The sequence below is a fragment of the Algoriphagus boseongensis genome (genome assembly GCF_004362805.1).
Lineage (GTDB): Bacteria > Bacteroidota > Bacteroidia > Cytophagales > Cyclobacteriaceae > Algoriphagus > Algoriphagus boseongensis.
Window position 1 is genome coordinate 275,382 of record NZ_SNYF01000007.1, and the last position, 20,478, is coordinate 295,859.

The window sequence follows — 20,478 nt, forward strand, 5'->3', positions numbered from 1 at the left end:
TAGAGTTTGAAGTGAAAAGCCCGGTTTCGTTTAGAAATCGGGCTTTTTGGTTTTTGAAATAAGAGGAAATGTCACTTAATCAATGGGTCGTTTTCCTGAAAAAGCCAAAATAATTCTCCTCCATTTTTGGACTTATTTCAGCCTCTTTTGGTGGGAGGGTGTCAAATAGCCAATCCCAAAGTATGGTGCTAAAACTATATCCGCAATTGGGGTATCGGGTATGGTGGAGGATATGTGCTCTTTGGATTTTTGGCAGAAGGATTTTTCCAATTGGCTTATGCAATATGTAGTGTAGAAAATTATAGAATAGGAATCCAATAAAGAATCCAGCGAAAGCAGTAAATAGGTTATTGAGGGTTACAGCAAGGAAAAAAATGCTTATACCCAAGGAGAATACAAGAATCCTGTGCCACATCTTAACTTTTAAACTGTGTGGGTTAGCATGGTGGTTATGATGGTTAAAGAGTTCATCTTTTTTGCCGGGAACTATAAGTTCATGCATTAGAAACCGATGGATGCTGTATTCTACAAAAGTCCAAAGTAGCCAACCGTAGGCAAAAAGGAATATAAAATACCCTATCGTACCCTTCAATAAAAATGCGGCAATAAGTAAAATACTCAAACAAGAGCATGCCCAAGCTAGGCTTCTGAGTACTTCAATCTGTGGGTTTTTTGATAATGTTTTCATGGCCTGTGATTTTTTTGATGAATTTATTTCACCCTCCTTTCCAGACCATTTCAGATTTTCAAATACTCGCAGGGATTATTTGGGTATATCAATTAACTACCAAGCTCAAGTAACTTCAAAAGCAGCGATTCATTTTTGGGGAATTTTTCCAGCAGGTAATTATTGATTTTTACTAAAATCCAGATTATGTCTGATTTGTAACCAGGCTATGTTGCTTAGCAAGTAAAAATCTTCTTTCAAGGTGCTTGCAAATTGCCGATTGTAGGTGAAAGAAATACTGAGTTGCTTGTTCCACTGGAGAGTTGGACTCAGTATAAGGCGGTTTTGGTCAAAAACTCGTGTAGCTTGTTTTCCCGCATTCCAAAATATTTCATTTCCAAGGTTTAAAACCAACCTTCGATTGGGTTCATTTTTTGAAAGCTGAAATAAAGGAATTGCAAACATGACCGAATAGCGAAAGCGATAATTAAAGTCAGGAAGTTCAAAATTGGAAATTGGGGACCTGTCTTCATAAAATCTCTCTTCGATACGGAATCTCTGGCTTAAGCCAATTTTTCCCAAAGGGGTCTTTAATTGGATTTCTTGATAGGGTCTATACTCATACCTGATTACTTTTCCTTCTCCATAAAGCCCCAAATTGGCAAATCCAGCGGCTATTCTTAGAGATGGGGTAATAGAATACCCAATACCTCCACGAATAATATAGGCGGTAGATATAGAAAATCCTTCTCTCCAGCGGAAGCCTCCATCTAAAAGAGCGGTCCATTTGGTAGAGATTTTTCCCTCGTGGTAGGATTGGATCCATTGCTGGGAGATCGTATCCACTTGTTTTTGTGAAAAAGCAGAAATGCTGAGCAATAGGAAAGCAATTCCCAGTAAGTATTTGAATTTAAATGAAGGTAAAATTTGACTTAACCTTTTCAAAAGAGGTCTGGGTAATTACTGATTTGGTGGAGAAATAGCGGATGGAAATATGGGCCAAATATAAGGGTTTGCTAGGCTGATATTCTAGACGCTTACTCCAAAAAAGTATCCCACAAGAGCAGTAAGCCCCATAGCCAATGTTCCCCAAATTGTTATCCTACCAATTGCTTTTGAAATGCTAGATCCTCCTGTTTTTGCAGCGATTGCGCCAAGGATCATTAGTGAAACGATTGAAAACCCATACAAGGAATACTCCATAAACTGAATGGGAGCGAATAGTGCAACAAGCATAGGTAGAATCCCTCCAATGGTGAATGAGGCCCCAGAAGCTAAAGCAGCTTGAATAGGATTCGCTTGGCTGATTTCATTTAGCCCTAATTCATCACGGATATGCGTTCCAAGTGCATCTGCTTCGGTTAATTCTTTAGCAACCTGGGTGGCGGTTTCTTTTCTTAAACCTCTTTTTTCATATATCTGCGCCAAAACCCGAAGTTCGGCTTCAGGCATGTCTTTAAGCTCCTGGGCTTCCCGTTTGATATCCGCCTTTTCTGTGTCGGTTTGGGAGCTTACAGACACATACTCTCCTGCTGCCATGGACAATGCACCAGCTACCAGACCTGCCAATGTGGCCAATACAATAGGGTCCCGGGTAGTACTGGCGGCTGCGATTCCTATGGCAATACTGGAAATAGAAATGATCCCATCATTTGCTCCTAAAACTGCCGCACGCAGCCAATTGCTTCGATGGATATAATGGGAATCCAAGTAATTATCCAAAGTCAGATTTCTGGGGGTGTTTTTAGAAGAGGAAAGCATGGGTTTTCGCTTTAATTCACCTCAATTTACAGCTTTATAAGTCAATTACTTTTCTGACTTAGAATCTCTTTCCCATAATTTTTTCTCTTCATTTATCTCCTGCTGAAGGATTGAATTCACATCTCCTTTGGCGTTTTGAAGCAAGTAGACTGTGGTGCCGGCCTCCCGAGCCAAAGGATGAGAGACACTGCCGATTTCGGTATAGGATTCGAAGAATTCCTTTTCTCGTTCAGTTAAAGGCTCCTCTGCTACTCTAACCAAAATCAGATGGCGAATCGGCTGCTCAAGGTCAAACCAATACAGGTAATCGGCATTCATCGTGAACGCCTCTAGACCTGCAGTTTTTGAATAGAAATTGATAGCCCCTGCTTCTCCGTAATTTCCGCAGAGAACCAAAATTCTTCCTGGGTCTGAGACTTGAGCAACCGCCTTGTCCACGAGGCCTCCTAATTCACTCCAACCCAACATATCGGCAAAATCCTGAGGTAGGGGATATTCTTTTCCATCTTCCCAGCGATTGAGTCCCAGCATGGCATAATTCGGTGGGGAAACCAAGATTTTCTCCGGTCCAACTGTAGGATGAATCAAATTAAAAGCGGGAAGAAAAAGAAGAACTGGCAAGATCACTGCTAAAGGGCGGAGTTTTTTGATCCAGCCGGCTTCTGTTACTTTTTCCAAACCCAAAGCTGCCAAACCCAATAGGATAGGATAAAGCCCCAATGCATAATACCCTTTGGCCTGGAAAAAAGCCAAAATAGCCAGAGTCAAAAACGAGGAAAAGAGAACCCATCGATAAGGTCTTCCCCAATTTGAAAACCAAACAACGATCCAACCGGGAATAATCAAAAGCATGGAGGGATAAAAAAACAATGCTTGCTCCATTAAAAAGCCAAAGGGACTATTGTTGACCAGTTGATTTTGTTGAAGTAAACGCATATGGGTCAAAACCGGAAACCCATGGGTGATTTGCCAGATCAGGTTAGGGAGAAAAAGCAGAAAAGCTAGGGCCAGACCTCCATAAAAGTGTTTGTTTTTAAAAACCTTTATCCTAAACAAAAGGAGTGAAATCATCATCCCTAAGCCCAGAAAGGCTATGGAATACTTGTTCAGCATTCCGATTCCAAAAGCCAAGCCCAGTAGATAGAGCCATTTTGGATTTGAATTTTGATCCCATCGAATAATGCTATAAATAGCTAATGTCCAGCAAAGAATATCCATGGAATTGGGTTGGTAGAGTAGATTCACCCGGATCATAGCTGAGCACAGAAGAAAAATAGCGGACAGGCTTTGGGCAAATAGCCCGCCGCCTATTCGTTTCACCAAATCCCAAACCAACAAAAGGGTTAAAACCCCATAGAAAGCTGGGAAAAATCGCACCCAAAATTCTCCTCCTCCCAGCCAATCGATGACTACAGAATTCCAGGAGGTAAATGGGGGCACTGACAAATAACCCCAAGCCAAATGTTTGGCTTGGTCCAAATGAAGAAACTCGTCCCGCTGAAGGTCATAATCCGGATGCACAGCCAGGTATTGCAAGGCGAATTTTGCAAGGATAAAAACGAATAGGAGGTAAGTCCCTTTTTTCATAGGGTTAGTTTTTAGTCTTGAGAGCCAGATTCTTCCGGGAATCTTGGCATCAACCCTACCTGATCCAGAACGACCACTCCTGCTTCAGATTGGTCGAAAATGAATCGGATTTGCTTTAGTTTTTCTACTTGGAAAAGAGGGTTTTGGACAGCCAATTTTGCCAAATCGAACTGATACAGTTGAAAGATACTTTCGGTCTCGTCCTTTTTATCCAGAAATTGAATTTTCATCACTCGGGATTTGATTAATCTTTGCAATGGGGAAAATTCACTGAGCAAAAACGAGATTCGCTCTCCCTGCTCGTCCGTCAATTCCAAAGTGAGATCCAGAGGAGTTAAGGCTTTTTCATCTTCATCCTCCTCCTCATCTGATTTTTCTTCTTCGGATTCATCCTCTTCCTTTTCTTCCCCAGAATTATCTTCCTCATTAGAGTTGTTTTTGATCCACTTTCCACTGCTTTTTGGATTGGAACTCTCATCCGATTCGGCTAAGGAAAAAATCAATACGGAGCTTGAGTCGGGTCGGAAAGATTTTGGTCCCAAAGTCAAGGTGTAACTGGCACGAATCGAGTCCAGTAATGCAGGTTTGTTAGCTGCATCCCAATCCAAGCTATCCTCTCCAAATTCTTCGTAATTCCAACCTAAGAAAACAGCACGAGTTCCTTTCAATCCATATTTTGGGATAACTTCCCCTTCTCTCCAAACACTCAGGTTTTCCCCTTGGGCTTTTCCACCATCACTTAAAGAAAGTACATCGTAATCCTCATCAAATCCTGCCCAAAACTTGCTTTTGGAGTCTTCAAATTGATTCAAGTAAATAGTCTCTGGAAGCCAGTTTCTTCCTTTTCTGGCATCGGTAAAGAGAGGTAGGTAGCCGGTTTTATGGTTTAAGGTAGTTTCTAGAAAGGCAGTGATAAATACTTTGGCGATGGTTTCCTGGTCTTTTGGATCCATGAGTTGGCCTCTATTTAGGACTCCACCAAACGTTGCCAGCATGTCATTATCGCCCCAACTGGAATTAAACTGTCCATGATTCGCATTTCCGATGTAGACTCCTGCCTTGAATCTATACAAGGAATCGGTAAATGAAATCCGCTCATATTGCTTGGCACCGTCAAAGGATTCCACATCCTGATCCTGGGCCCCATGGATACCCAAGTAGCTGACGCTTTTAAATTTGGTCAGGCTGCTTCCGGGTTTGTATTGCCCGTCCACCGGTGCAATGGCAATTACAGATTGGATGTCAAAATGATAGCCAAGGGGAATGCTCGCATCATCAGGATAGAAATCCATCTGATTGAGCATGGCGGCATGGCCCACTGCTTCTCCACCACGTGAATGGCCGATCAGGGCCAATTTATCCATGGCCACTTGTCCAAAAAGTTCATGGGATGGGTCTTGATTCCATTCCTTCCATTGCCTTAAATGTTCCAAAAGCATCCAACCTCTAGCGTCATTTTCTTTTTCGAGGCCATTAGGAAAATCTGACCAAGATCCATTGAGGAAGTTTTCATCTACAGAAACCAAAATAAAGCCCCTCGATGCCAAAAGCTCGCCCAAGTATTCATAGCCAGGATCGGAATAATCCTGCATCGGGTGATTTCCATGTACTATTAAAACGAGAGGAAAAGGTCCCTTGCCTTTAGGTTTCCAAACTCGTCCATTAACAGGTAATTCCCTAAAGTCAAACCCCCATGCATAGGTTCGGTATTTGCTTGAAAGGCCTTCCCAATGATCCAGAAAAGCAGTTCCGTCCACCGATCCAGTATGAAACTTAACTCCCTCAGCAAACTCCTCCCGACGTTTATCCTTTCCCGATCCATAGGTAAAAAATTCCACTTCATAGGAGCCTGGGTTGGCAGGGGATTCTAGGTCAAGCGGAGTGATTTTTTCTTCAGAGAGTTTGGCCGCATTTATCAAAGGCTTCATTTCCAAGCCTCGTATCAGAAGGAAATAGGAAAAAGCTCCTATTCCAGCAATGCCCAAACCAAAACCTAACACAGCTATGGATTTTTTGGGTAGAGTGAGTTTTTTAAAATGTTTGGGTTTAAAAACTGCAACCCCAGCTCCCAAAAGTGAAAAAACAAGAATCAAAAAGACCACGATCCTCGGATCCCCAAACCTGACAAGGAGGAGGAGAATACTGCCCATTAGAAGGGCAATCTTAAAGGGCTTTGGAATCTCATTTAACTTCTTGATTAGCCAACTTCCCAGATATGCGAGTAAAACTGAGGCTAAAATGATCAAAGCGCCCAGGGCCATGATCCAAGGATCACTGAAGTTCCTTGCCATGCCTAAAACTTCGATGACAAAAAAGATACCCGAGCCGATCAACAGTCCATAGGCAGCACCTTTGATGGAGTAATCTCCAGGTTTGATTTTGTTAAAAAGTTTGGCTGTCCAGGATTTGAGTCGGAGGTAGATTTGCTTGATGTGCATGAAAAGAATTTTAGAGTTCAGAAAATACAGATTTTTTGGGGAAGTCTTCTTTATTCTAAAATTCAGAAGGATTTACCCGTTAAAAATTAACTTAAACGAAGTGCCTTCTCCCAAATGAGATCGGACTTGAATATTCCCTTTGTGTCTTCTCATGATTTGCTTGGAAAGGGAAAGTCCAATTCCAGAGCCTTTTTTCTTGGTCGTGAAGAATGGGATAAAGATTTTTCCAAGCGCCTCTTCCTCTATTCCTTTTCCCGTATCGCACACTTCCAAAATGATTTTTCCTGCCTCGTCGATGTAAGCTTTTAAGGTGATCAACTTTTCTTCAGCATCTTCGCAGGCCTGAATGGCATTTTGAAGGAGATTGATCAAGACTTGTTCTATCTGGTTTTGGTCTCCAAAAAGAATCAGTTCCTTGGGATTGAGTTCTTTTCGCAAGGTGATTTGGTGATTTTCAAGTTGGTTTTGCAAAAGGATTTCCAGCTGGTCGAAAAGTTTTGAAATTCCAATACTGGAGAACTTTGGGGCAGGGATATGCGCCAAGCTCCTAAAGTCAGAAACAAACCCAATAAGTCCCTCACTTCGCTTCTCAATCGTGCTGATCCCCATCATGCAATCTTCCATGTCAGCCGGTTGGAGGGGTTCGTTATGTTCGAGTTTATATTCCAATTCTCCTTTTAATGTACCAGCCAAAGATGAAATCGGGGCAATGGAATTCATGATCTCATGAGTCAGGATTTTGACCAAGTTTTGCCAAGCTTCCATTTCCTTTTCTTCCAATTCGGACTGGATATTCTGAAGAGAAACGAGTTTGAATTTTTCTCCTCTCATCAACAACTCGATCACATAGACCGAAAGCTGCATGATTCCATCTGGATGGGCGATTTTGATCAGTTCCGATCCTCCTGTTCTTAGGTTTTGGATGGCTAGATGTAATTCCTTATTGATACCCTCAATTTCTGAAATGTTGCTCAACTCGTCCACATTGAGGATTCGCTTGGCAGCCACATTTAAAATCTGGATTTGTCCATCCTCTCCGAAGGTGATCAGGCCAATACTTAGATGCTTGAACACAGACCGGAAATATTGGTAATTGGCTTCTTTTTCGGCCTGATCCTCTTTCAATTTGGCCAAAATGGCATTGAATTCTATGTGCAAATCGTCAGTTTCCGTCCCATCAAATTTGACAGGATAGAGCTGGGAGTATTTGTCCTGCTTGATGTTATCCAAGAAAATCCGGACTTTTTTAAAGGAACTTTCCGAATAGCGCAGGAGAAAAATGACTTGAAAGATGACCAAAATGAGCAAAAGGGAAATCATAAAGACTCCCCATTCGCCTACAATGGAATAGGCTAGCAAAAACAGCAAGGCTGCTACTAGGGCTATTCTGCCCAGAAGACCAACTCTATAGTCCATATTTTTCCAGTCTTCGGTACAAAGAAGCTCGGGTCAAGCCCAATTCTTTGGCCGCTTTTGAGATATTGCCTCCATTTTTGTCAATGGCACGCTGAATGGTTGTGCGCTCCATATCATCCAAATTAAGCGTGGCAGTAGCCTGTACTTTTTCTGAAGCTGGTTTGGCAGAAAGGAAAAAGAAATCTCGGGAATCCAATTGATCGCCCTCTGCCATAATGATGGCTCTTTCGATGGCATGCTGAAGTTCCCGGATATTTCCTGGCCAAGGGTAACGCTGCAAAAGCTCCATGGCGGAAGGGGTAAATGAGGAGAAGTTTTTTCTGTATTTCTGAGAATACTGCTTTAGGAAGTGATTGGCAAGTTGAGGAATATCGTCATGCCGCTCCCGCAAAGGAGGTAGGAATATTTCCACCGTATTGATTCGATAAAGCAAATCTTGGCGGAACGTATTGTCTTGGACCATTTCATGCACAGGCATATTAGTAGCACAAATCAATCGGATGTCCACAGGAATAGGCTTGTTGGTACCAATTCTGGTCACTTCTCTTTTTTGTAAAACAGTCAACAATTTGGATTGAAGCGGCATAGATAGGTTTCCGATTTCATCCAAGAAAAGGGTCCCTTTATCCGCAACTTCAAATCTTCCTGCCCGATCGTCTTTAGCGTCAGTGAATGCACCTCTTTTATGTCCGAAGAGTTCGGATTCAAAAAGTGTCTCTGTAATAGCTCCCATATCAACACCGACGAAAATCTCATCTTTTCTTAAGGAGCGGTCATGAATGGCCCGGGCAATTAACTCCTTTCCTGTACCATTTTCACCCAGAATCAAGACATTGGCATCTGTCTGAGCCACTTTGTCAATGATGGAAAAGATATTTTTCATGGAAGCTGAACTTCCTATGATATCTGCGTATGGTTTTTTGAGGTCTGTTTGCAGCGCCTTCTGTTTACGCTGCAACTTATCTACCTCATTATAGCTTTCTTTCAGCTTGATAGCTGAATGAAGGGTGGCAAGAAGCTTTTCATTTTGCCAAGGCTTGAGGATGAAATCTGTTGCTCCTTCTTTCAACGCCTGTACAGCCATTTCCACATCACCAAAAGCAGTGATCAGAATGACTACAGCCTTTGGATCAATTTCTTTGATCTGACTTAACCAATAAAATCCTTCTTTTCCGGATGTAGTGTCTTCCCGGAAATTCATATCCAAAAGGATCACATCGAAACTGTTGTTATTGATCAGAAAGGGAATCCGACGGGGATCTTTTTCGATGATCACCTCTTTTGCGTGCTTTTTTAAAAGCATTTTTGCAGCAAATAATAGGTCTTCGTTATCGTCAATGATCAGGATCTTTCCAAGTGTCTGATTTTCCATGGTTGCTTGTTTTGCGGGTATAGTGGGAAAATGATGCCAAGTGAGATTACAAGCAATATGGGCAGATTTTAGTAATAATGTGTACGATAGTGTACGTTTTTATACTGTTTCCGAACACTAGTGTCCGGTTGGGTGTCCGATTTATAATTAATATCTTTGCAGTTCACTAATACTTAATCTCATGCAAGCTAAAAAAGGAGATGCCGTGAAAGTACACTACACAGGCCGGTTAGATGACGGAAGTGTATTTGATAGTTCGGTATCCAGAGATCCACTAGGCTTTACTCTAGGGGACGGAAATATGATCAAAGGATTTGACGCTGCCGTTTACGGTATGGTCATTGGCGATAAGAAAACAGTAACTATCCCAGCAGCTGAGGCTTATGGTGAAAGAAGACAGGATATGATGATTGATGTGCCTTTGTCTCAGGTGCCGCCAGATATTAAGCCAGAAATCGGTCTTCAATTGGTGCTTCAGGGTGGAGGAGGACAGCCAATGCCTGTTACTGTGGTTGACGTGACCGAAGAAAAAATCACCTTGGATGCAAATCATGAATTGGCTGGAAAGGATTTGATATTTGATATCGAACTAGTGTCTATCAACTAAGATTTAGCCAAAAAGCTTTGAAACCGCCCTATTTCATTGGGCGGTTTTTTTATGTCATTCAATTTCCTCGAAGAGCTTTTAGTTCTTTTGGGATGGGATAGATTCCGAGGCTGTCCTTTTGAACCAAGACTATGATCTCTTGGCCGATCTGTACGGAAAGGATATCCTTCTCAGGAAGAATTCCCAAATCAAAAACCTCCTTTTGACTGATGGAGTACATTTTTAAATTCCCAGACTCCACCCAAAATAGGTTTTCTTTGTAAAAACACAGCCGTTGATTGAGTTGGAGTTCAACTTTCTGAAGAAAATTTCCCTGATTATCGAAAATGTAAATTCCAGATTCGGGAACATTCATAAAAACTCGGTTTTTAAATTCCCGGATTTCTGTCACTGCCAATTCTGGTGAATCTAAAATCAAATTGAGAGGCTGAGACTGAATCAGCTGGTTTTGAAGATAATTCCAGCTTTTTAGGGATAGGTCCGATTCATCCCAAATCCAAATCAAATTGTTATTTCCAAGAGTTGAAGCTTTTGGAAGGTTGATTCCGGGCTGAATCATGCTTTTCTCCACCAGAGGATTTAGAAATCGATCCAAAATCCTGTATTCCTGAAGGTCTGCAGAAAAGCTGAAAATATTCACTGTCCAAGCGGCCTCGAGTTGATGAAGCCTGCCTTGACGAGGAGGAGAGAATAGATTTAGCTGTTTACCCTTTGAATCAAAAAGGTAGATGTCTCCTGAAATAGTACTAGCAAAAATCTGATCTCTGGTGTCCAGAGAAACTAAATCAAGACCTGAAATCTGAACTTCTTTATTTGGAGGGCCAAAGCTTAATTGAGTGATTTCTTGAGAAAAGGAAGGGGAAATCCAAATCAAAAAGAAAATCAACAGCCAAGTTCTCATCCTTGAAAAGTTTTCAGTTCAACGTTGTCTGAAGATAATTCCAGAAAGGTATTTTGGCTTACCCACTCTCCTAAGTTGAAGTAAGTAGAATTTTTTGTCACCTCCAGTTTTAGGGGAAGATGTCTATGGCCAAAGATGTAAAGGTCATGGTGAATATTTTTTTCCACCTCTTTGCAATACTGCCAAAGCCATTCATCCTCTCCGAGGAAGTGGTTTTCATTTTTCTCCATGTTCGAAATTCGGCTATAGCCTGACCAGGTCTTAGCTAATCTGATCCCAAGATCGGGATGGAACCAGCGAAATAGCCATTGGGCTAGGGAATTGGTAAAGACTTTTTTGAGCATCTTATACGTTTGATCTCCCGGACCTAGTCCGTCACCATGGCCAACCAAGATTTTTTTTCCTTCTACCACCAATTCAATTGGATGATCATAAACAGGAATTCCCAATTCTTGGGTGAAATAGTCTTTCATCCAGAGGTCGTGATTTCCTGTAAAAAACAGGATAGGAATCCCTCGGTCTCGAAGTTGGGAAATTTTGGAAATAAAGGGTATAAAGCCTTTGGGGACCACCTGTTTGTATTCAAACCAAAAATCAAAAATATCTCCCACCAAAAAGATCGCGGCAGCTTCATCCGAAATGCTTTCCAACCAACGGATAATTCTTCTTTCACGAATTTTACTTTCCTGAGTATTGGGAGCTCCCAAATGAAAATCAGAGGCAAAGAAGATCTTTTTGCCTTTTAAGGAAAAGTCCAATGGTTGGGATTGCATGGATTAAAGATACTAGGGGAGTGCAAAATTAAAAAAGCCCCGAAAAGTTCGGGGCTGAATTTAGTTGATTTGATTATCTGGATTAGGCTGCGGAATTGGTTCAGAACTTAATGGATCTGAAGATTCTGGTTCAGCTTCTTCTTCCTTGGAGATTAATTCTGGACTCTTAGGAGCATCCTTTTTATTGGTGTAGGCCTGATAGGTCGTTTCCTTTGCGAAAGGACGCTTTCCGATAAGTTTTTCTAAGTCTGACTGGAATAGAATTTCCTTCTCAAGAAGTTCTTTCGCCAAAGTTTCCAAATGAGCTCGGTGTTCCTTGAGCAAATCAAGAGTTCTTTGGTAAGCAAATTGAATCAGCTTGCTTACTTCCTGATCAATCATTTCAGCAGTGGCTTCTGAGTAAGGCTTGGTCATTTTGTAGCCATCCGCTTTGCTGTCATAAAAAGAAATATTACCCAGCTTTTCATTCATCCCGTACACTGAGACAATGCTGTAAGCCATTTTAGTGATTCTCTCCAAATCGCTTAATGCACCGGTAGAAATCTTTCCGAAGATGATTTCTTCTGCAGCCCGACCTCCCAAGGTCATACACATTTCGTCAATGAGTTGCTCGGTTTGGTAAAGGAACTGTTCCTTTGGAAGGTATTGAGCATAGCCCAAAGCGGCTACACCTCGAGGCACGATTGAAACTTTAACCAATGGGTCGGCGTGCTCCAGGAACCATCCTGCCACAGCGTGACCGGCTTCGTGATAAGCCACAATTTTCTTTTCTTCTGGAGATATGATTTTGTTCTTTTTCTCCAAGCCACCGATCACTCTGTCTACAGCGTCTTGGAAGTCCTGCATATCTACAGCAGCCTTATTTCTTCTTGCAGCTATCAAGGCAGCCTCGTTACATACGTTTGCAATTTCAGCACCTGCAAACCCAGGAGTTTGAGCTGCCAATTTCTTAGGATCTACGTCTTCAGAGATTTTGATTGGTTTCAAGTGAACCTTGAAAATCGCTTCTCTACCCACGATATCTGGTTTGTCAATGGAGATTTGACGGTCAAATCGACCTGGTCTCAATAATGCGCTATCCAAAACGTCGGGTCTGTTGGTTGCTGCTAGAACGATAACTCCAGAGTCTGTTCCGAAACCGTCCATTTCAACCAAAAGGGAGTTCAATGTATTTTCCCTTTCGTCATTTGAACCCGGCATCTGTCCCTTACCTCTTGATCTACCAATAGCATCAATCTCATCGATAAAGATGATACAAGGTGCTTTTTCTTTCGCCTGCTTGAAAAGGTCACGAACTCGTGCAGCTCCAACCCCAACAAACATTTCCACGAAATCTGAACCTGAAAGTGTAAAGAAAGGAACTCCAGCTTCACCGGCTACAGCCTTTGCGAGCAAGGTTTTACCAGTACCTGGAGGGCCTACCAATAAAGCGCCCTTAGGAATTTTACCTCCCAGTTTGGTGAATTTGGATGGGTTTTTAAGGAATTCTACAATTTCCTGGATTTCTTCTTTTGCCTCATCTAGACCTGCCACATTGTCAAATGTGATTTTGACTTTGTTTTCCGCGTCGAAAAGCTGCGCCCTGGATTTTCCGACATTGAATATTTGTCCTCCAGGTCCTGATGGGCCTGACATTCTTCTCATCATAAACCAGAAGAAAACGAATAGAAGAATCAAAAATCCAAAGCTGCTAAACCAGTTGCTCCAGTTTTCCTCAACAGAAACCGTAAAGGAAATTCGCTGATCTTCCGGCATTTTTTCTTCCAAAGCCTGAAAATCCTCTTGAAACTTGTCCGTGGTAGTTACCTGCAAAGAATAATGAGGTCCAGCCGGGTTGAAAAAGGCTGAATTGGATTCCAGTTCAGTTTTGTATTTACTGTTTTGGAGGGCTGCTGGCTTCAAAGTCACATCGACCCGATTCATATTTCGGATGATTTCAACTTTGGCCACATCTCCTGCCAAATACATGTCTTCAAATCTCTTTTGGGTAATGTCAATTACCGAACCCCGCTGCTGAATCCAGGTTAAACCCAGCAATACTAAAACCGCTGTAATGATCAGCCAAAGCTGAAAATTGGGCTTTTGGGGAGCTTTAGGGACGAAATTCTTATTTTTATTACTGCTATTTTTATCACTCATCGTAGTGTATGTAATTCTGTAAACTTATGCTAAAACGGATTCGAGCCTGTAAAGTTTGTCCGTCAAATTATTTGATTCTTGTAGTTTTGGCGTCTCCCCAAAGCTCCTCCAAACCATAAAATTCTCTCATGTCTTTCAGAAAAATATGGGCGACCACATTGACATAATCCATTAGAATCCACTGTCCGTTTGCCTTTCCTTCCACTTTCCAGGCCGGAGATTCTCCAGCTTTGTGCACTTGTTCTTCAATAGATTTGGAAATTGCATCAATTTGGGTGTCTGAATTTCCTGAGCAAATCACAAAAAAGTCAGTTACTGTATTTTTTATATTTCTGAGGTCCATCACTAGAATGTCTGAAGCTTTTTTTTCCTCCATTCCCTTGACGATTATCTTGCTCAGCCCTTCTGCTGTCATATTTATGAGTTAATTTTACGCTTCGTTCTTTTCCTTATAAAAGACGAACCGAAAAATAATGTATAAAATTCTTGCCAACACGATTTTTTTGGGGAAAGATGTTCTTTTCCTGCCAGAGTGTCACTCAACCAATGACGAGGCTTTGTCAAAGATTAGATTTGGTCAGGCCATTGAGGGCAGCATTGTCATTACTGATCATCAAACTAAAGGAAAGGGGCAGCGAGGAAATACTTGGGAAACCCAAGAAGGAAAGAATCTTACTTTTTCCCTAATCCTAAGACCAAACTTTTTAGATATCTCTGAGCAGTTTTATCTGAACATGATGGTTTCAAATTCAATTTTAAAGCTTTTCCAAGAATACCTTCCTTACCTGAAGGTCAAATGGCCAAATGATTTGATTGTTGAAAAAACGGGGAAAATCGGAGGCATTTTGATTGAAAACACATTTGGGGCTTCAGGTTGGGAGTATGCTGTAGTAGGTATTGGATTAAATATTAACCAGATAGATTTTGGGACATCCACTGCAACTTCCTTGGCTAGACTGACAGGAAATCAATTTGATCTTCAAGAATTATTCAGAATGCTAATTGTTTCCATTGAGCAGGGCTACATACAATTGAAAAAAGGGAAGCATCAGGAAATTAGAAAAGAATACCTGAGGCACCTTTATTTGAAAGATCAATGGGCTGAATTTTCTAAGGGAGAAAATCAATTCCAGGGAAAAATTGTTGATATCACAGAGGATGGGAAACTGATAATCGCTCTTGAAAATGGTGAAAAGGAGATTTTTGGATTGAAGGAAATTACCTTCCCATCATTCTAGATTGGTTTTCAATTCCCGATTTTATAAGGTAACTTTGCGCCTCAATACGATTCTAATTCTTTAACAATCAATACTATGTCAGAAATTAAATCTGAAAAATTTATCCAATACAAAGTAAAAGACATTTCCTTAGCTGAATGGGGGAGAAAAGAAATCAGGCTAGCTGAAGCTGAAATGCCGGGTTTGATGGCCTTAAGAGAAGAGTTTGGTGCTTCTCAGCCATTGAAAGGAGCCAGAATTGCGGGCTGTCTTCACATGACCATTCAGACTGCTGTTTTGATTGAAACTTTGGTGGCCCTTGGAGCTGAAGTGACTTGGTCTTCTTGTAATATTTTTTCTACTCAGGATCATGCAGCTGCAGCAATCGCTGCTGCAGGAATTCAAGTTTATGCTTGGAAAGGTATGACAGCTGAAGAATTCGACTGGTGTATTGAGCAAACTTTATTCTTTGGAGAAGAGAAGAAGCCTTTGAATATGATCTTGGATGATGGTGGTGATTTGACCAATATGGTTTTGGATCAGTATCCTGAGTTAGTTTCTGGAATCAGAGGACTTTCTGAAGAAACTACCACCGGTGTTCACAGATTGTACGAAAGAATGAAAAATGGAACACTTCCATTGCCTTCAATCAATGTCAACGATTCTGTAACCAAATCTAAGTTTGATAATAAGTATGGTTGCAAGGAGTCATTGGTTGACGCGATCAGAAGAGCAACTGACGTGATGATGGCTGGAAAAGTAGCTGTCGTAGCTGGATATGGTGACGTTGGAAAGGGTTCTGCAGCTTCTTTGAGAGGTGCTGGAGCACGAGTGATCGTGACAGAAATTGATCCTATTTGTGCGCTTCAGGCTGCTATGGACGGTTTTGCTGTGAAAAAAATGAAGGATGCTGTGAAAGAGGCTGATATTGTTGTTACTGCTACTGGAAACAAAGACATCATCACAGGAGAGTATTTCAAGGCGATGAAGGACAAGGCGATTGTTTGTAACATCGGCCACTTTGACAATGAAATAGATATGGCTTGGTTGAACAAAAACTATGGCCACACCAAAAATGTAATCAAACCTCAGGTCGATCTTTATGAGTTAGACGGTAAAGAAATTATCGTTTTGGCGGAAGGAAGATTGGTTAACCTTGGTTGTGCTACTGGTCACCCATCTTTTGTAATGTCAAATTCCTTTACCAATCAAACTTTGGCTCAATTGGAATTGTGGCAAAATCATGAAAATTATCAGCCGGGAGTATATGTACTTCCTAAGCATTTGGATGAAAAAGTGGCAGCGCTTCACTTGTCTAAGCTAGGAGTAGAGCTTGATACACTTTCAGATGATCAAGCTAAATATATTGGCGTGGAGGTTCAGGGACCATTCAAGCCTGAATACTACAGATACTAAAATGAATTTTTAGAAATCAAAAAGCTCCGGAATTTTCTGGAGCTTTTTTTATGGCTTAATATCATAGGTTCTCCCATCAGGCAGAATGACTCTAACCTTGGTATTGCAATCTGATCCGGAGGAAAAACTTACCTGATATCCAATATCATTTGATCCTCTGGAAACCTTCCAATTCTCTTTCCCGACAGTTGCTAGAATATAGCCATCACTGTAGCAATTAATATATTTTTCTTTGGCCTCGGTGATAGATTGGGTGAAGTTTCTGCCGGCTGGATTGATTCCTTCATGCCTTCCCACATAACTTATTCCGAATGGGCGAAAGCCAAATCTGGATATGAAGTAGGTGTATCCACCAGAGATGTCAAAACTCAGATTTTTATCAGTTGTGATTTTCAAATTATTAAACGTCTCGGCATTTTGACTGGTAGAAAGTCTGGTGAACTCCCTTTTTCCTTTGATATGAGTTTTTTGATAAGCGTATTCTACATATTCCAAAAACCATAGACCGGGACTTGAGTTAGATTGTGAAAAGTCCAGAATTATTTTTCCAGTTCGGCTTGCAAGATTCGCCTGAGGACAAGAATCGGTTTTGGAATAGTCCAAGGTTATTTTTCTGAGTTGAGTATCAATTTGCATTTCCGGACAGCCAGGAAGACTTTCAGGGAGTGTCCTAAAGAAATCCCCGTAGGTTAAATTTCCCAAATAATTACTTTCCCCTACTATCTCAGAGAGTAGAAAAAACTGATCTGCTTCCTGAACCAATTCGGTTTGAATTTCATCGCTGATGTCCTCGCTACAACTAGCAAGAAACCAAAAAAGAAAAATGGCCAAAAAGGAATATTTCATTTTCTATGCTTGATAAAAGGCTCTTTCAATTAACGGGCTTGATCACTAACTTGTCCAGAAACTAATTGATTTGACTATGAACTTTAACAGTGGAATGCTTCGGGAAGATGCACTAAAAGATAAAAATATACTAATAACTGGTGGAGGAACTGGCCTGGGAAGGTCGATGGGGGAGTATTTTTTGGAGCTTGGGGCAAATCTCGTGATCACTTCCAGAAAACTGGATGTTTTGGAAGGTACCGCTAATGAAATGATGTCTCAAAAAGGGGGTAAAGTAATACCGCTTGCTTGTGATGTTAGAGATATTGCCCAAGTCGAGGACATGTGGTCTCAAGCTACTTCCCAATTAGGTAAAGTTGATGTGGTGCTGAACAATGCTGCAGGAAACTTCATTAGCCCAACAGAGCGCTTATCTACAAATGCCTTTAATACGGTTCTTGATATTGTTTTAAAGGGTACTTCACAAGTGACCCTTACAGCAGGAAAAGATTGGATTGCAAAAAAACAGGCAGGAGTTTTCTTAAATATTGTGACTACCTATGCCTGGACTGGCTCTGGATATGTAGTTCCTTCTGCGGCTGCTAAAGCAGGTGTTTTAGCCATGACCAGATCATTGGCGGTTGAATGGGCCAAATATGGCATAAGATCAAATGCCATTGCTCCTGGGCCATTTCCTACCGAGGGTGCTTGGAGTAGGTTACTTCCTGGTGATTTGGTGAAGAAATTTGATCCTGCAAAGAAAGTCCCTGTTGGTAGAGTAGGGGAGCATCAAGAATTAGCCAATTTGGCTGCCTATCTAGTTTCAGATTTTTCAGCCTACGTCAACGGAGAAGTAATTACTATTGATGGAGGAGAATGGCTAAAAGGAGCAGGAGAGTTCAATAATCTAGACCAAATTCCCCAAGAATTATGGGATATGATGGAGGCTAGTCGCGGAAAAAAGCAATGAGCCCCAAAGTGATTTGGGGCTATCTAAAGGCTAAATGGAAATTAAGAGATATTTGATCCGGAGGAACTAATCCCTCTCTCAAGAATTTCGTTTTGTTGGACCGATTCTTTGATACTTTTTTTCAAGGATTGGTCCAGCATTTTTACTTCTCTTTTTATAATGCCTAAAAGCTTTTGTGCCTCTGAACCGAGGCTTTCGGTCTCCATGATTTCAAGGATTCCGCTGATATTGGCAACCCTGGCTCTCAAGGAATGAGACTGTTGAAAAGCTAGTTCTTGCAAAAAATAATGATGCTCTTTAAGCCAAAGTTCTTGTTTCTTTTTTTCTGTAATATCGATCAATAAACCTTGAACCTTGAGAGGTAAGCCCTCTTTAGACCACTTGGAGGTTTTTCCAAATCCAACAACCCAAGTAACCTGATTCTTTTTTGAAATTAGCCTGAACTCTTTTTTAAAAGGGATATTTCCAGAAGTTTTAAGATGTTGTTTTAATTCTCTGACTAATGGGCGGTAATCTTCTTGATGAATATGCTTTTGCCAGGAAATTGGAACTGAGCTGTTTAAATCTTCAGGTTGATAACCTAGCATCTGAGCCAGGCCAGTACTAATCTGGTCTTCTTGCTTTTCTTGATCGAATTCCCAAAATCCAAGAAGTTTATTTTCCAGTAGGCTATCAAGTATTTCATTTTTCCCACTGTTACCTTCAATGAATTCTCCAAGACCAAGGCTATAAGGCATGGTAGGATCCACAGGATGCCCAATACCCAAACAGGTTCCATAATCTTCTGAAATAAAGAAAAACTCCCACTTTGTTAAAGTTGTGGAGTCTTCTGGATGGTTGATTTTTTGAAGTTCAACCAAAAAGGATTGATGTCTACTTTTCCAGGCTTTTATCCGCTGATTCTCGTATTTTGCCCAATCAGAAGAAAGAAAGCAATCTGTAAAATTGATGGGTTTGTGTTGATGGTCAAAAAGTGTTGGTACTGGTCCAATTCCTGAATCCGAGGAAATTACCTTCCCGGATTTGTCCAAGGTTACTTGCAGAAAATATTCTGAAGTAATCGCCATTTGACTTAGTACGTTAATGGATTCCCAGCTTTGCACGTGGTAAATTTATGGAAATTTAGTTTTAAATTCTTCTAAAGAACAAAAATATTTATTCAAAATACATAAAAATATATTTAAAATGGAAAATCATTCCTTATTTCTTAATAGAAGCGAATTTGGTGACCCAAAAAATCATGGTAACGTTCTTTCAATTCAAGACGCAAAGGGCTTATTAGATGATTGGGTCAAAAATGAAAAGTTGAAAGTCCATATGAAGCAAGTGGCTCATTTGATGAAAAAGTGGGCTGAATTCAAAGGGTATCCAGATCAGATTCAATACAAGTGGTACCTCGCAGGTTTACTTCACGATGCAGATTGGGATCAATGGCCAGATCAGCATTGTAAAAAAATCATAGAAGAGCTGGAGTCCCGTTCTATTGATCCCGAAATAATAAGAGCAATCGCATCCCACGGACATCGGTATTTTGGCGTAGAGCCAGTTTCAGAAATGGATAAAATGCTTTATGCCTTTGATGAGTTGAGTGGTTTCGTACATGCTTATTCTTTAATGAGACCAGAAGGTTACCAAGGAATGGAAGTAAAAGGAGTGAAGAAAAGACTTAAGGATAAGACTTTTGCAGCACAGGTAAGTAGGGAGGATATTTCAGATGCTTCCGAGAGAGCTGCCATATCTCCAGAGGAGTTAATCCAATTTGTGATTTCGAATCAGGCAGATGCAGATTTGAACTAAAAAGAAGGCCTTGATTTTAAAATCAAGGCCTTCTTTTTATTCTTCGTCTGATGTTTCCAAAGGTCTAAAATTTCCTGGAGGAAGCTGCTCTGCTACCTCATCTTTTTCAAAAGGAAACACTTCAATTATTGGACTTTCGGTTATATCCGGAACCCTAAAACTCACCAACATATTACTCAAACTTTCCTGGATACGATCGTAAGCTTGCTTGACATCTTCAGCAGTTACAATCATGTATTGAGTAACTTTCTTTTCTTTCCCAGAATCAGCATCCGCTATCAAATAAGTGACCTTGCACTTGTGCCAAACATCAGCGTCTTCATAAAAGAAGACATCAACGATATTGCTTTTACTGATTCCTGTCACTTGAAAATCACCTCTGATCTGCGAGCCTAATCTGTCATAAAGAATCGCTTCAGCCTCTGTAAAGGATACAGCATCAACCAAATATTGCTCAGATATGCTTTTCAAAAGGCCTTCTTCAGTCTCTTTCGCATACTTTACTTTACACAAAAACCAGGTTCTCATCGCTTCATTTTTTTGAAGTCCGAAAGTACCCTTTCTGAGGCAAAGCCACCAGTATTTTAAGCAC

Annotated in this window: 19 protein-coding genes; 5 read left to right on the plus strand and 14 right to left on the minus strand. The window is 40.9% G+C overall.

All coding sequences use genetic code 11. From position 1 onward, the window contains the following. Positions 1-79 precede the first annotated feature (79 nt). The 7 genes from DFQ04_RS12660 to DFQ04_RS12690 form a co-directional block, all read right to left on the minus strand. A complete protein-coding gene (locus tag DFQ04_RS12660; protein WP_133556409.1) occupies positions 80-688 on the minus strand; it encodes a sterol desaturase family protein in 609 nt (202 codons plus the stop codon). 159 nt (positions 689-847) lie between these two features. Next, positions 848-1,612, minus strand: a complete 765-nt coding sequence (locus tag DFQ04_RS12665; protein WP_133556411.1) for a DUF2490 domain-containing protein — start codon at positions 1,610-1,612, stop codon at positions 848-850. 84 nt (positions 1,613-1,696) lie between these two features. Then, a complete protein-coding gene (locus DFQ04_RS12670) occupies positions 1,697-2,428 on the minus strand; it encodes a VIT1/CCC1 transporter family protein (protein WP_133556413.1) in 732 nt (243 codons plus the stop codon). Between the two features lie 45 nt (positions 2,429-2,473). Next, on the minus strand, positions 2,474-4,015 hold the full coding sequence (locus DFQ04_RS12675; RefSeq protein ID WP_133556415.1) for an ArnT family glycosyltransferase: 1,542 nt from the start codon (positions 4,013-4,015) through the stop codon (positions 2,474-2,476). 11 nt (positions 4,016-4,026) lie between these two features. After that, positions 4,027-6,453, minus strand: coding sequence for an alpha/beta hydrolase (locus DFQ04_RS12680; RefSeq protein ID WP_133556417.1), 2,427 nt, complete (start codon positions 6,451-6,453; stop codon positions 4,027-4,029). A gap of 72 nt (positions 6,454-6,525) precedes the next feature. Then, entirely contained in the window at positions 6,526-7,869 is a 1,344-nt protein-coding gene (locus tag DFQ04_RS12685) for a sensor histidine kinase (RefSeq protein WP_133556419.1), read from the minus strand. Continuing rightward, a complete protein-coding gene (locus tag DFQ04_RS12690) occupies positions 7,859-9,241 on the minus strand; it encodes a sigma-54-dependent transcriptional regulator (protein WP_133556421.1) in 1,383 nt (460 codons plus the stop codon). Before DFQ04_RS12690 ends, DFQ04_RS12685 begins: the two co-directional genes overlap by 11 nt. Positions 9,242-9,422: 181 nt before the next feature. On the opposite strand from DFQ04_RS12690, the gene DFQ04_RS12695 reads away from it, so the two are divergent. After that, entirely contained in the window at positions 9,423-9,848 is a 426-nt protein-coding gene (locus DFQ04_RS12695) for an FKBP-type peptidyl-prolyl cis-trans isomerase (RefSeq protein ID WP_133556423.1), read from the plus strand. 58 nt (positions 9,849-9,906) lie between these two features. Here the strand turns inward: DFQ04_RS12695 and DFQ04_RS12700 are convergent, their stop codons facing one another. The 4 genes from DFQ04_RS12700 to rsfS all read right to left on the minus strand — a co-directional run bounded on the left by DFQ04_RS12700 (position 9,907) and on the right by rsfS (position 14,076). Beyond that, positions 9,907-10,749: a hypothetical protein gene (locus DFQ04_RS12700; protein WP_133556425.1), complete on the minus strand. Its 843-nt coding sequence runs from the start codon at positions 10,747-10,749 to the stop codon at positions 9,907-9,909. Then, entirely contained in the window at positions 10,746-11,522 is a 777-nt protein-coding gene (locus DFQ04_RS12705; RefSeq protein WP_133556427.1) for a UDP-2,3-diacylglucosamine diphosphatase, read from the minus strand. The genes DFQ04_RS12700 and DFQ04_RS12705 overlap by 4 nt, the downstream gene beginning before the upstream one ends. A gap of 60 nt (positions 11,523-11,582) precedes the next feature. Continuing rightward, the gene (gene ftsH, locus DFQ04_RS12710) at positions 11,583-13,661 is read right to left on the minus strand and encodes an ATP-dependent zinc metalloprotease FtsH (protein WP_133556429.1); all 2,079 of its coding nucleotides are present in this window, start codon (positions 13,659-13,661) and stop codon (positions 11,583-11,585) included. Between the two features lie 67 nt (positions 13,662-13,728). Continuing rightward, positions 13,729-14,076: a ribosome silencing factor gene (gene rsfS, locus DFQ04_RS12715; protein WP_133556431.1), complete on the minus strand. Its 348-nt coding sequence runs from the start codon at positions 14,074-14,076 to the stop codon at positions 13,729-13,731. Between the two features lie 58 nt (positions 14,077-14,134). Here rsfS and DFQ04_RS12720 point away from each other — a divergent pair, with 58 nt between their 5' ends. Next, positions 14,135-14,899: a biotin--[acetyl-CoA-carboxylase] ligase gene (locus DFQ04_RS12720; RefSeq protein ID WP_133556433.1), complete on the plus strand. Its 765-nt coding sequence runs from the start codon at positions 14,135-14,137 to the stop codon at positions 14,897-14,899. A gap of 75 nt (positions 14,900-14,974) precedes the next feature. Next, positions 14,975-16,294, plus strand: coding sequence for an adenosylhomocysteinase (ahcY, locus tag DFQ04_RS12725; RefSeq protein ID WP_133556435.1), 1,320 nt, complete (start codon positions 14,975-14,977; stop codon positions 16,292-16,294). A gap of 48 nt (positions 16,295-16,342) precedes the next feature. On the opposite strand, the gene DFQ04_RS12730 is transcribed toward ahcY, so the two are convergent. Next, positions 16,343-17,140, minus strand: coding sequence for a hypothetical protein (locus DFQ04_RS12730; RefSeq protein ID WP_133556437.1), 798 nt, complete (start codon positions 17,138-17,140; stop codon positions 16,343-16,345). A 76-nt stretch (positions 17,141-17,216) separates the two neighbouring features. Here DFQ04_RS12730 and DFQ04_RS12735 point away from each other — a divergent pair, with 76 nt between their 5' ends. Continuing rightward, complete coding sequence (locus tag DFQ04_RS12735) at positions 17,217-18,089, plus strand: SDR family oxidoreductase (protein ID WP_133556439.1); 873 nt, start codon at positions 17,217-17,219, stop codon at positions 18,087-18,089. A gap of 41 nt (positions 18,090-18,130) precedes the next feature. Here the strand turns inward: DFQ04_RS12735 and DFQ04_RS12740 are convergent, their stop codons facing one another. Further along, on the minus strand, positions 18,131-19,192 hold the full coding sequence (locus DFQ04_RS12740; protein WP_133556442.1) for a PAS domain-containing protein: 1,062 nt from the start codon (positions 19,190-19,192) through the stop codon (positions 18,131-18,133). Between the two features lie 82 nt (positions 19,193-19,274). Between DFQ04_RS12740 and DFQ04_RS12745 the strand changes: the two genes are divergently transcribed. Then, positions 19,275-19,886, plus strand: a complete 612-nt coding sequence (locus tag DFQ04_RS12745; RefSeq protein WP_133556444.1) for an HD domain-containing protein — start codon at positions 19,275-19,277, stop codon at positions 19,884-19,886. A 36-nt stretch (positions 19,887-19,922) separates the two neighbouring features. Here DFQ04_RS12745 and DFQ04_RS12750 read toward each other — a convergent pair whose 3' ends face one another. Beyond that, positions 19,923-20,414, minus strand: a complete 492-nt coding sequence (locus DFQ04_RS12750; RefSeq protein WP_133556446.1) for a DUF4494 domain-containing protein — start codon at positions 20,412-20,414, stop codon at positions 19,923-19,925. Between the last annotated feature and the right edge of the window lie 64 nt (positions 20,415-20,478).

Bases quoted from the DNA above. Each gene is read 5' to 3' on its own strand.
- DFQ04_RS12660 (WP_133556409.1), bottom strand. From the start codon at position 688: ATGAAAACATTATCAAAAAACCCACAGATTGAAGTACTCAGAAGCCTA.
- DFQ04_RS12670 (WP_133556413.1), bottom strand. From the start codon at position 2,428: ATGCTTTCCTCTTCTAAAAACACCCCCAGAAATCTGACTTTGGATAAT.
- DFQ04_RS12675 (WP_133556415.1), bottom strand. From the start codon at position 4,015: ATGAAAAAAGGGACTTACCTCCTATTCGTTTTTATCCTTGCAAAATTC.
- DFQ04_RS12680 (WP_133556417.1), bottom strand. From the start codon at position 6,453: ATGCACATCAAGCAAATCTACCTCCGACTCAAATCCTGGACAGCCAAA.
- DFQ04_RS12685 (WP_133556419.1), bottom strand. From the start codon at position 7,869: ATGGACTATAGAGTTGGTCTTCTGGGCAGAATAGCCCTAGTAGCAGCC.
- DFQ04_RS12690 (WP_133556421.1), bottom strand. From the start codon at position 9,241: ATGGAAAATCAGACACTTGGAAAGATCCTGATCATTGACGATAACGAA.
- DFQ04_RS12695 (WP_133556423.1), top strand. From the start codon at position 9,423: ATGCAAGCTAAAAAAGGAGATGCCGTGAAAGTACACTACACAGGCCGG.
- DFQ04_RS12700 (WP_133556425.1), bottom strand. From the start codon at position 10,749: ATGAGAACTTGGCTGTTGATTTTCTTTTTGATTTGGATTTCCCCTTCC.
- DFQ04_RS12705 (WP_133556427.1), bottom strand. From the start codon at position 11,522: ATGCAATCCCAACCATTGGACTTTTCCTTAAAAGGCAAAAAGATCTTC.
- ftsH (WP_133556429.1), bottom strand. From the start codon at position 13,661: ATGAGTGATAAAAATAGCAGTAATAAAAATAAGAATTTCGTCCCTAAA.
- rsfS (WP_133556431.1), bottom strand. From the start codon at position 14,076: ATGACAGCAGAAGGGCTGAGCAAGATAATCGTCAAGGGAATGGAGGAA.
- DFQ04_RS12720 (WP_133556433.1), top strand. From the start codon at position 14,135: ATGTATAAAATTCTTGCCAACACGATTTTTTTGGGGAAAGATGTTCTT.
- ahcY (WP_133556435.1), top strand. From the start codon at position 14,975: ATGTCAGAAATTAAATCTGAAAAATTTATCCAATACAAAGTAAAAGAC.
- DFQ04_RS12730 (WP_133556437.1), bottom strand. From the start codon at position 17,140: ATGAAATATTCCTTTTTGGCCATTTTTCTTTTTTGGTTTCTTGCTAGT.
- DFQ04_RS12735 (WP_133556439.1), top strand. From the start codon at position 17,217: ATGAACTTTAACAGTGGAATGCTTCGGGAAGATGCACTAAAAGATAAA.
- DFQ04_RS12745 (WP_133556444.1), top strand. From the start codon at position 19,275: ATGGAAAATCATTCCTTATTTCTTAATAGAAGCGAATTTGGTGACCCA.
- DFQ04_RS12750 (WP_133556446.1), bottom strand. From the start codon at position 20,414: ATGAGAACCTGGTTTTTGTGTAAAGTAAAGTATGCGAAAGAGACTGAA.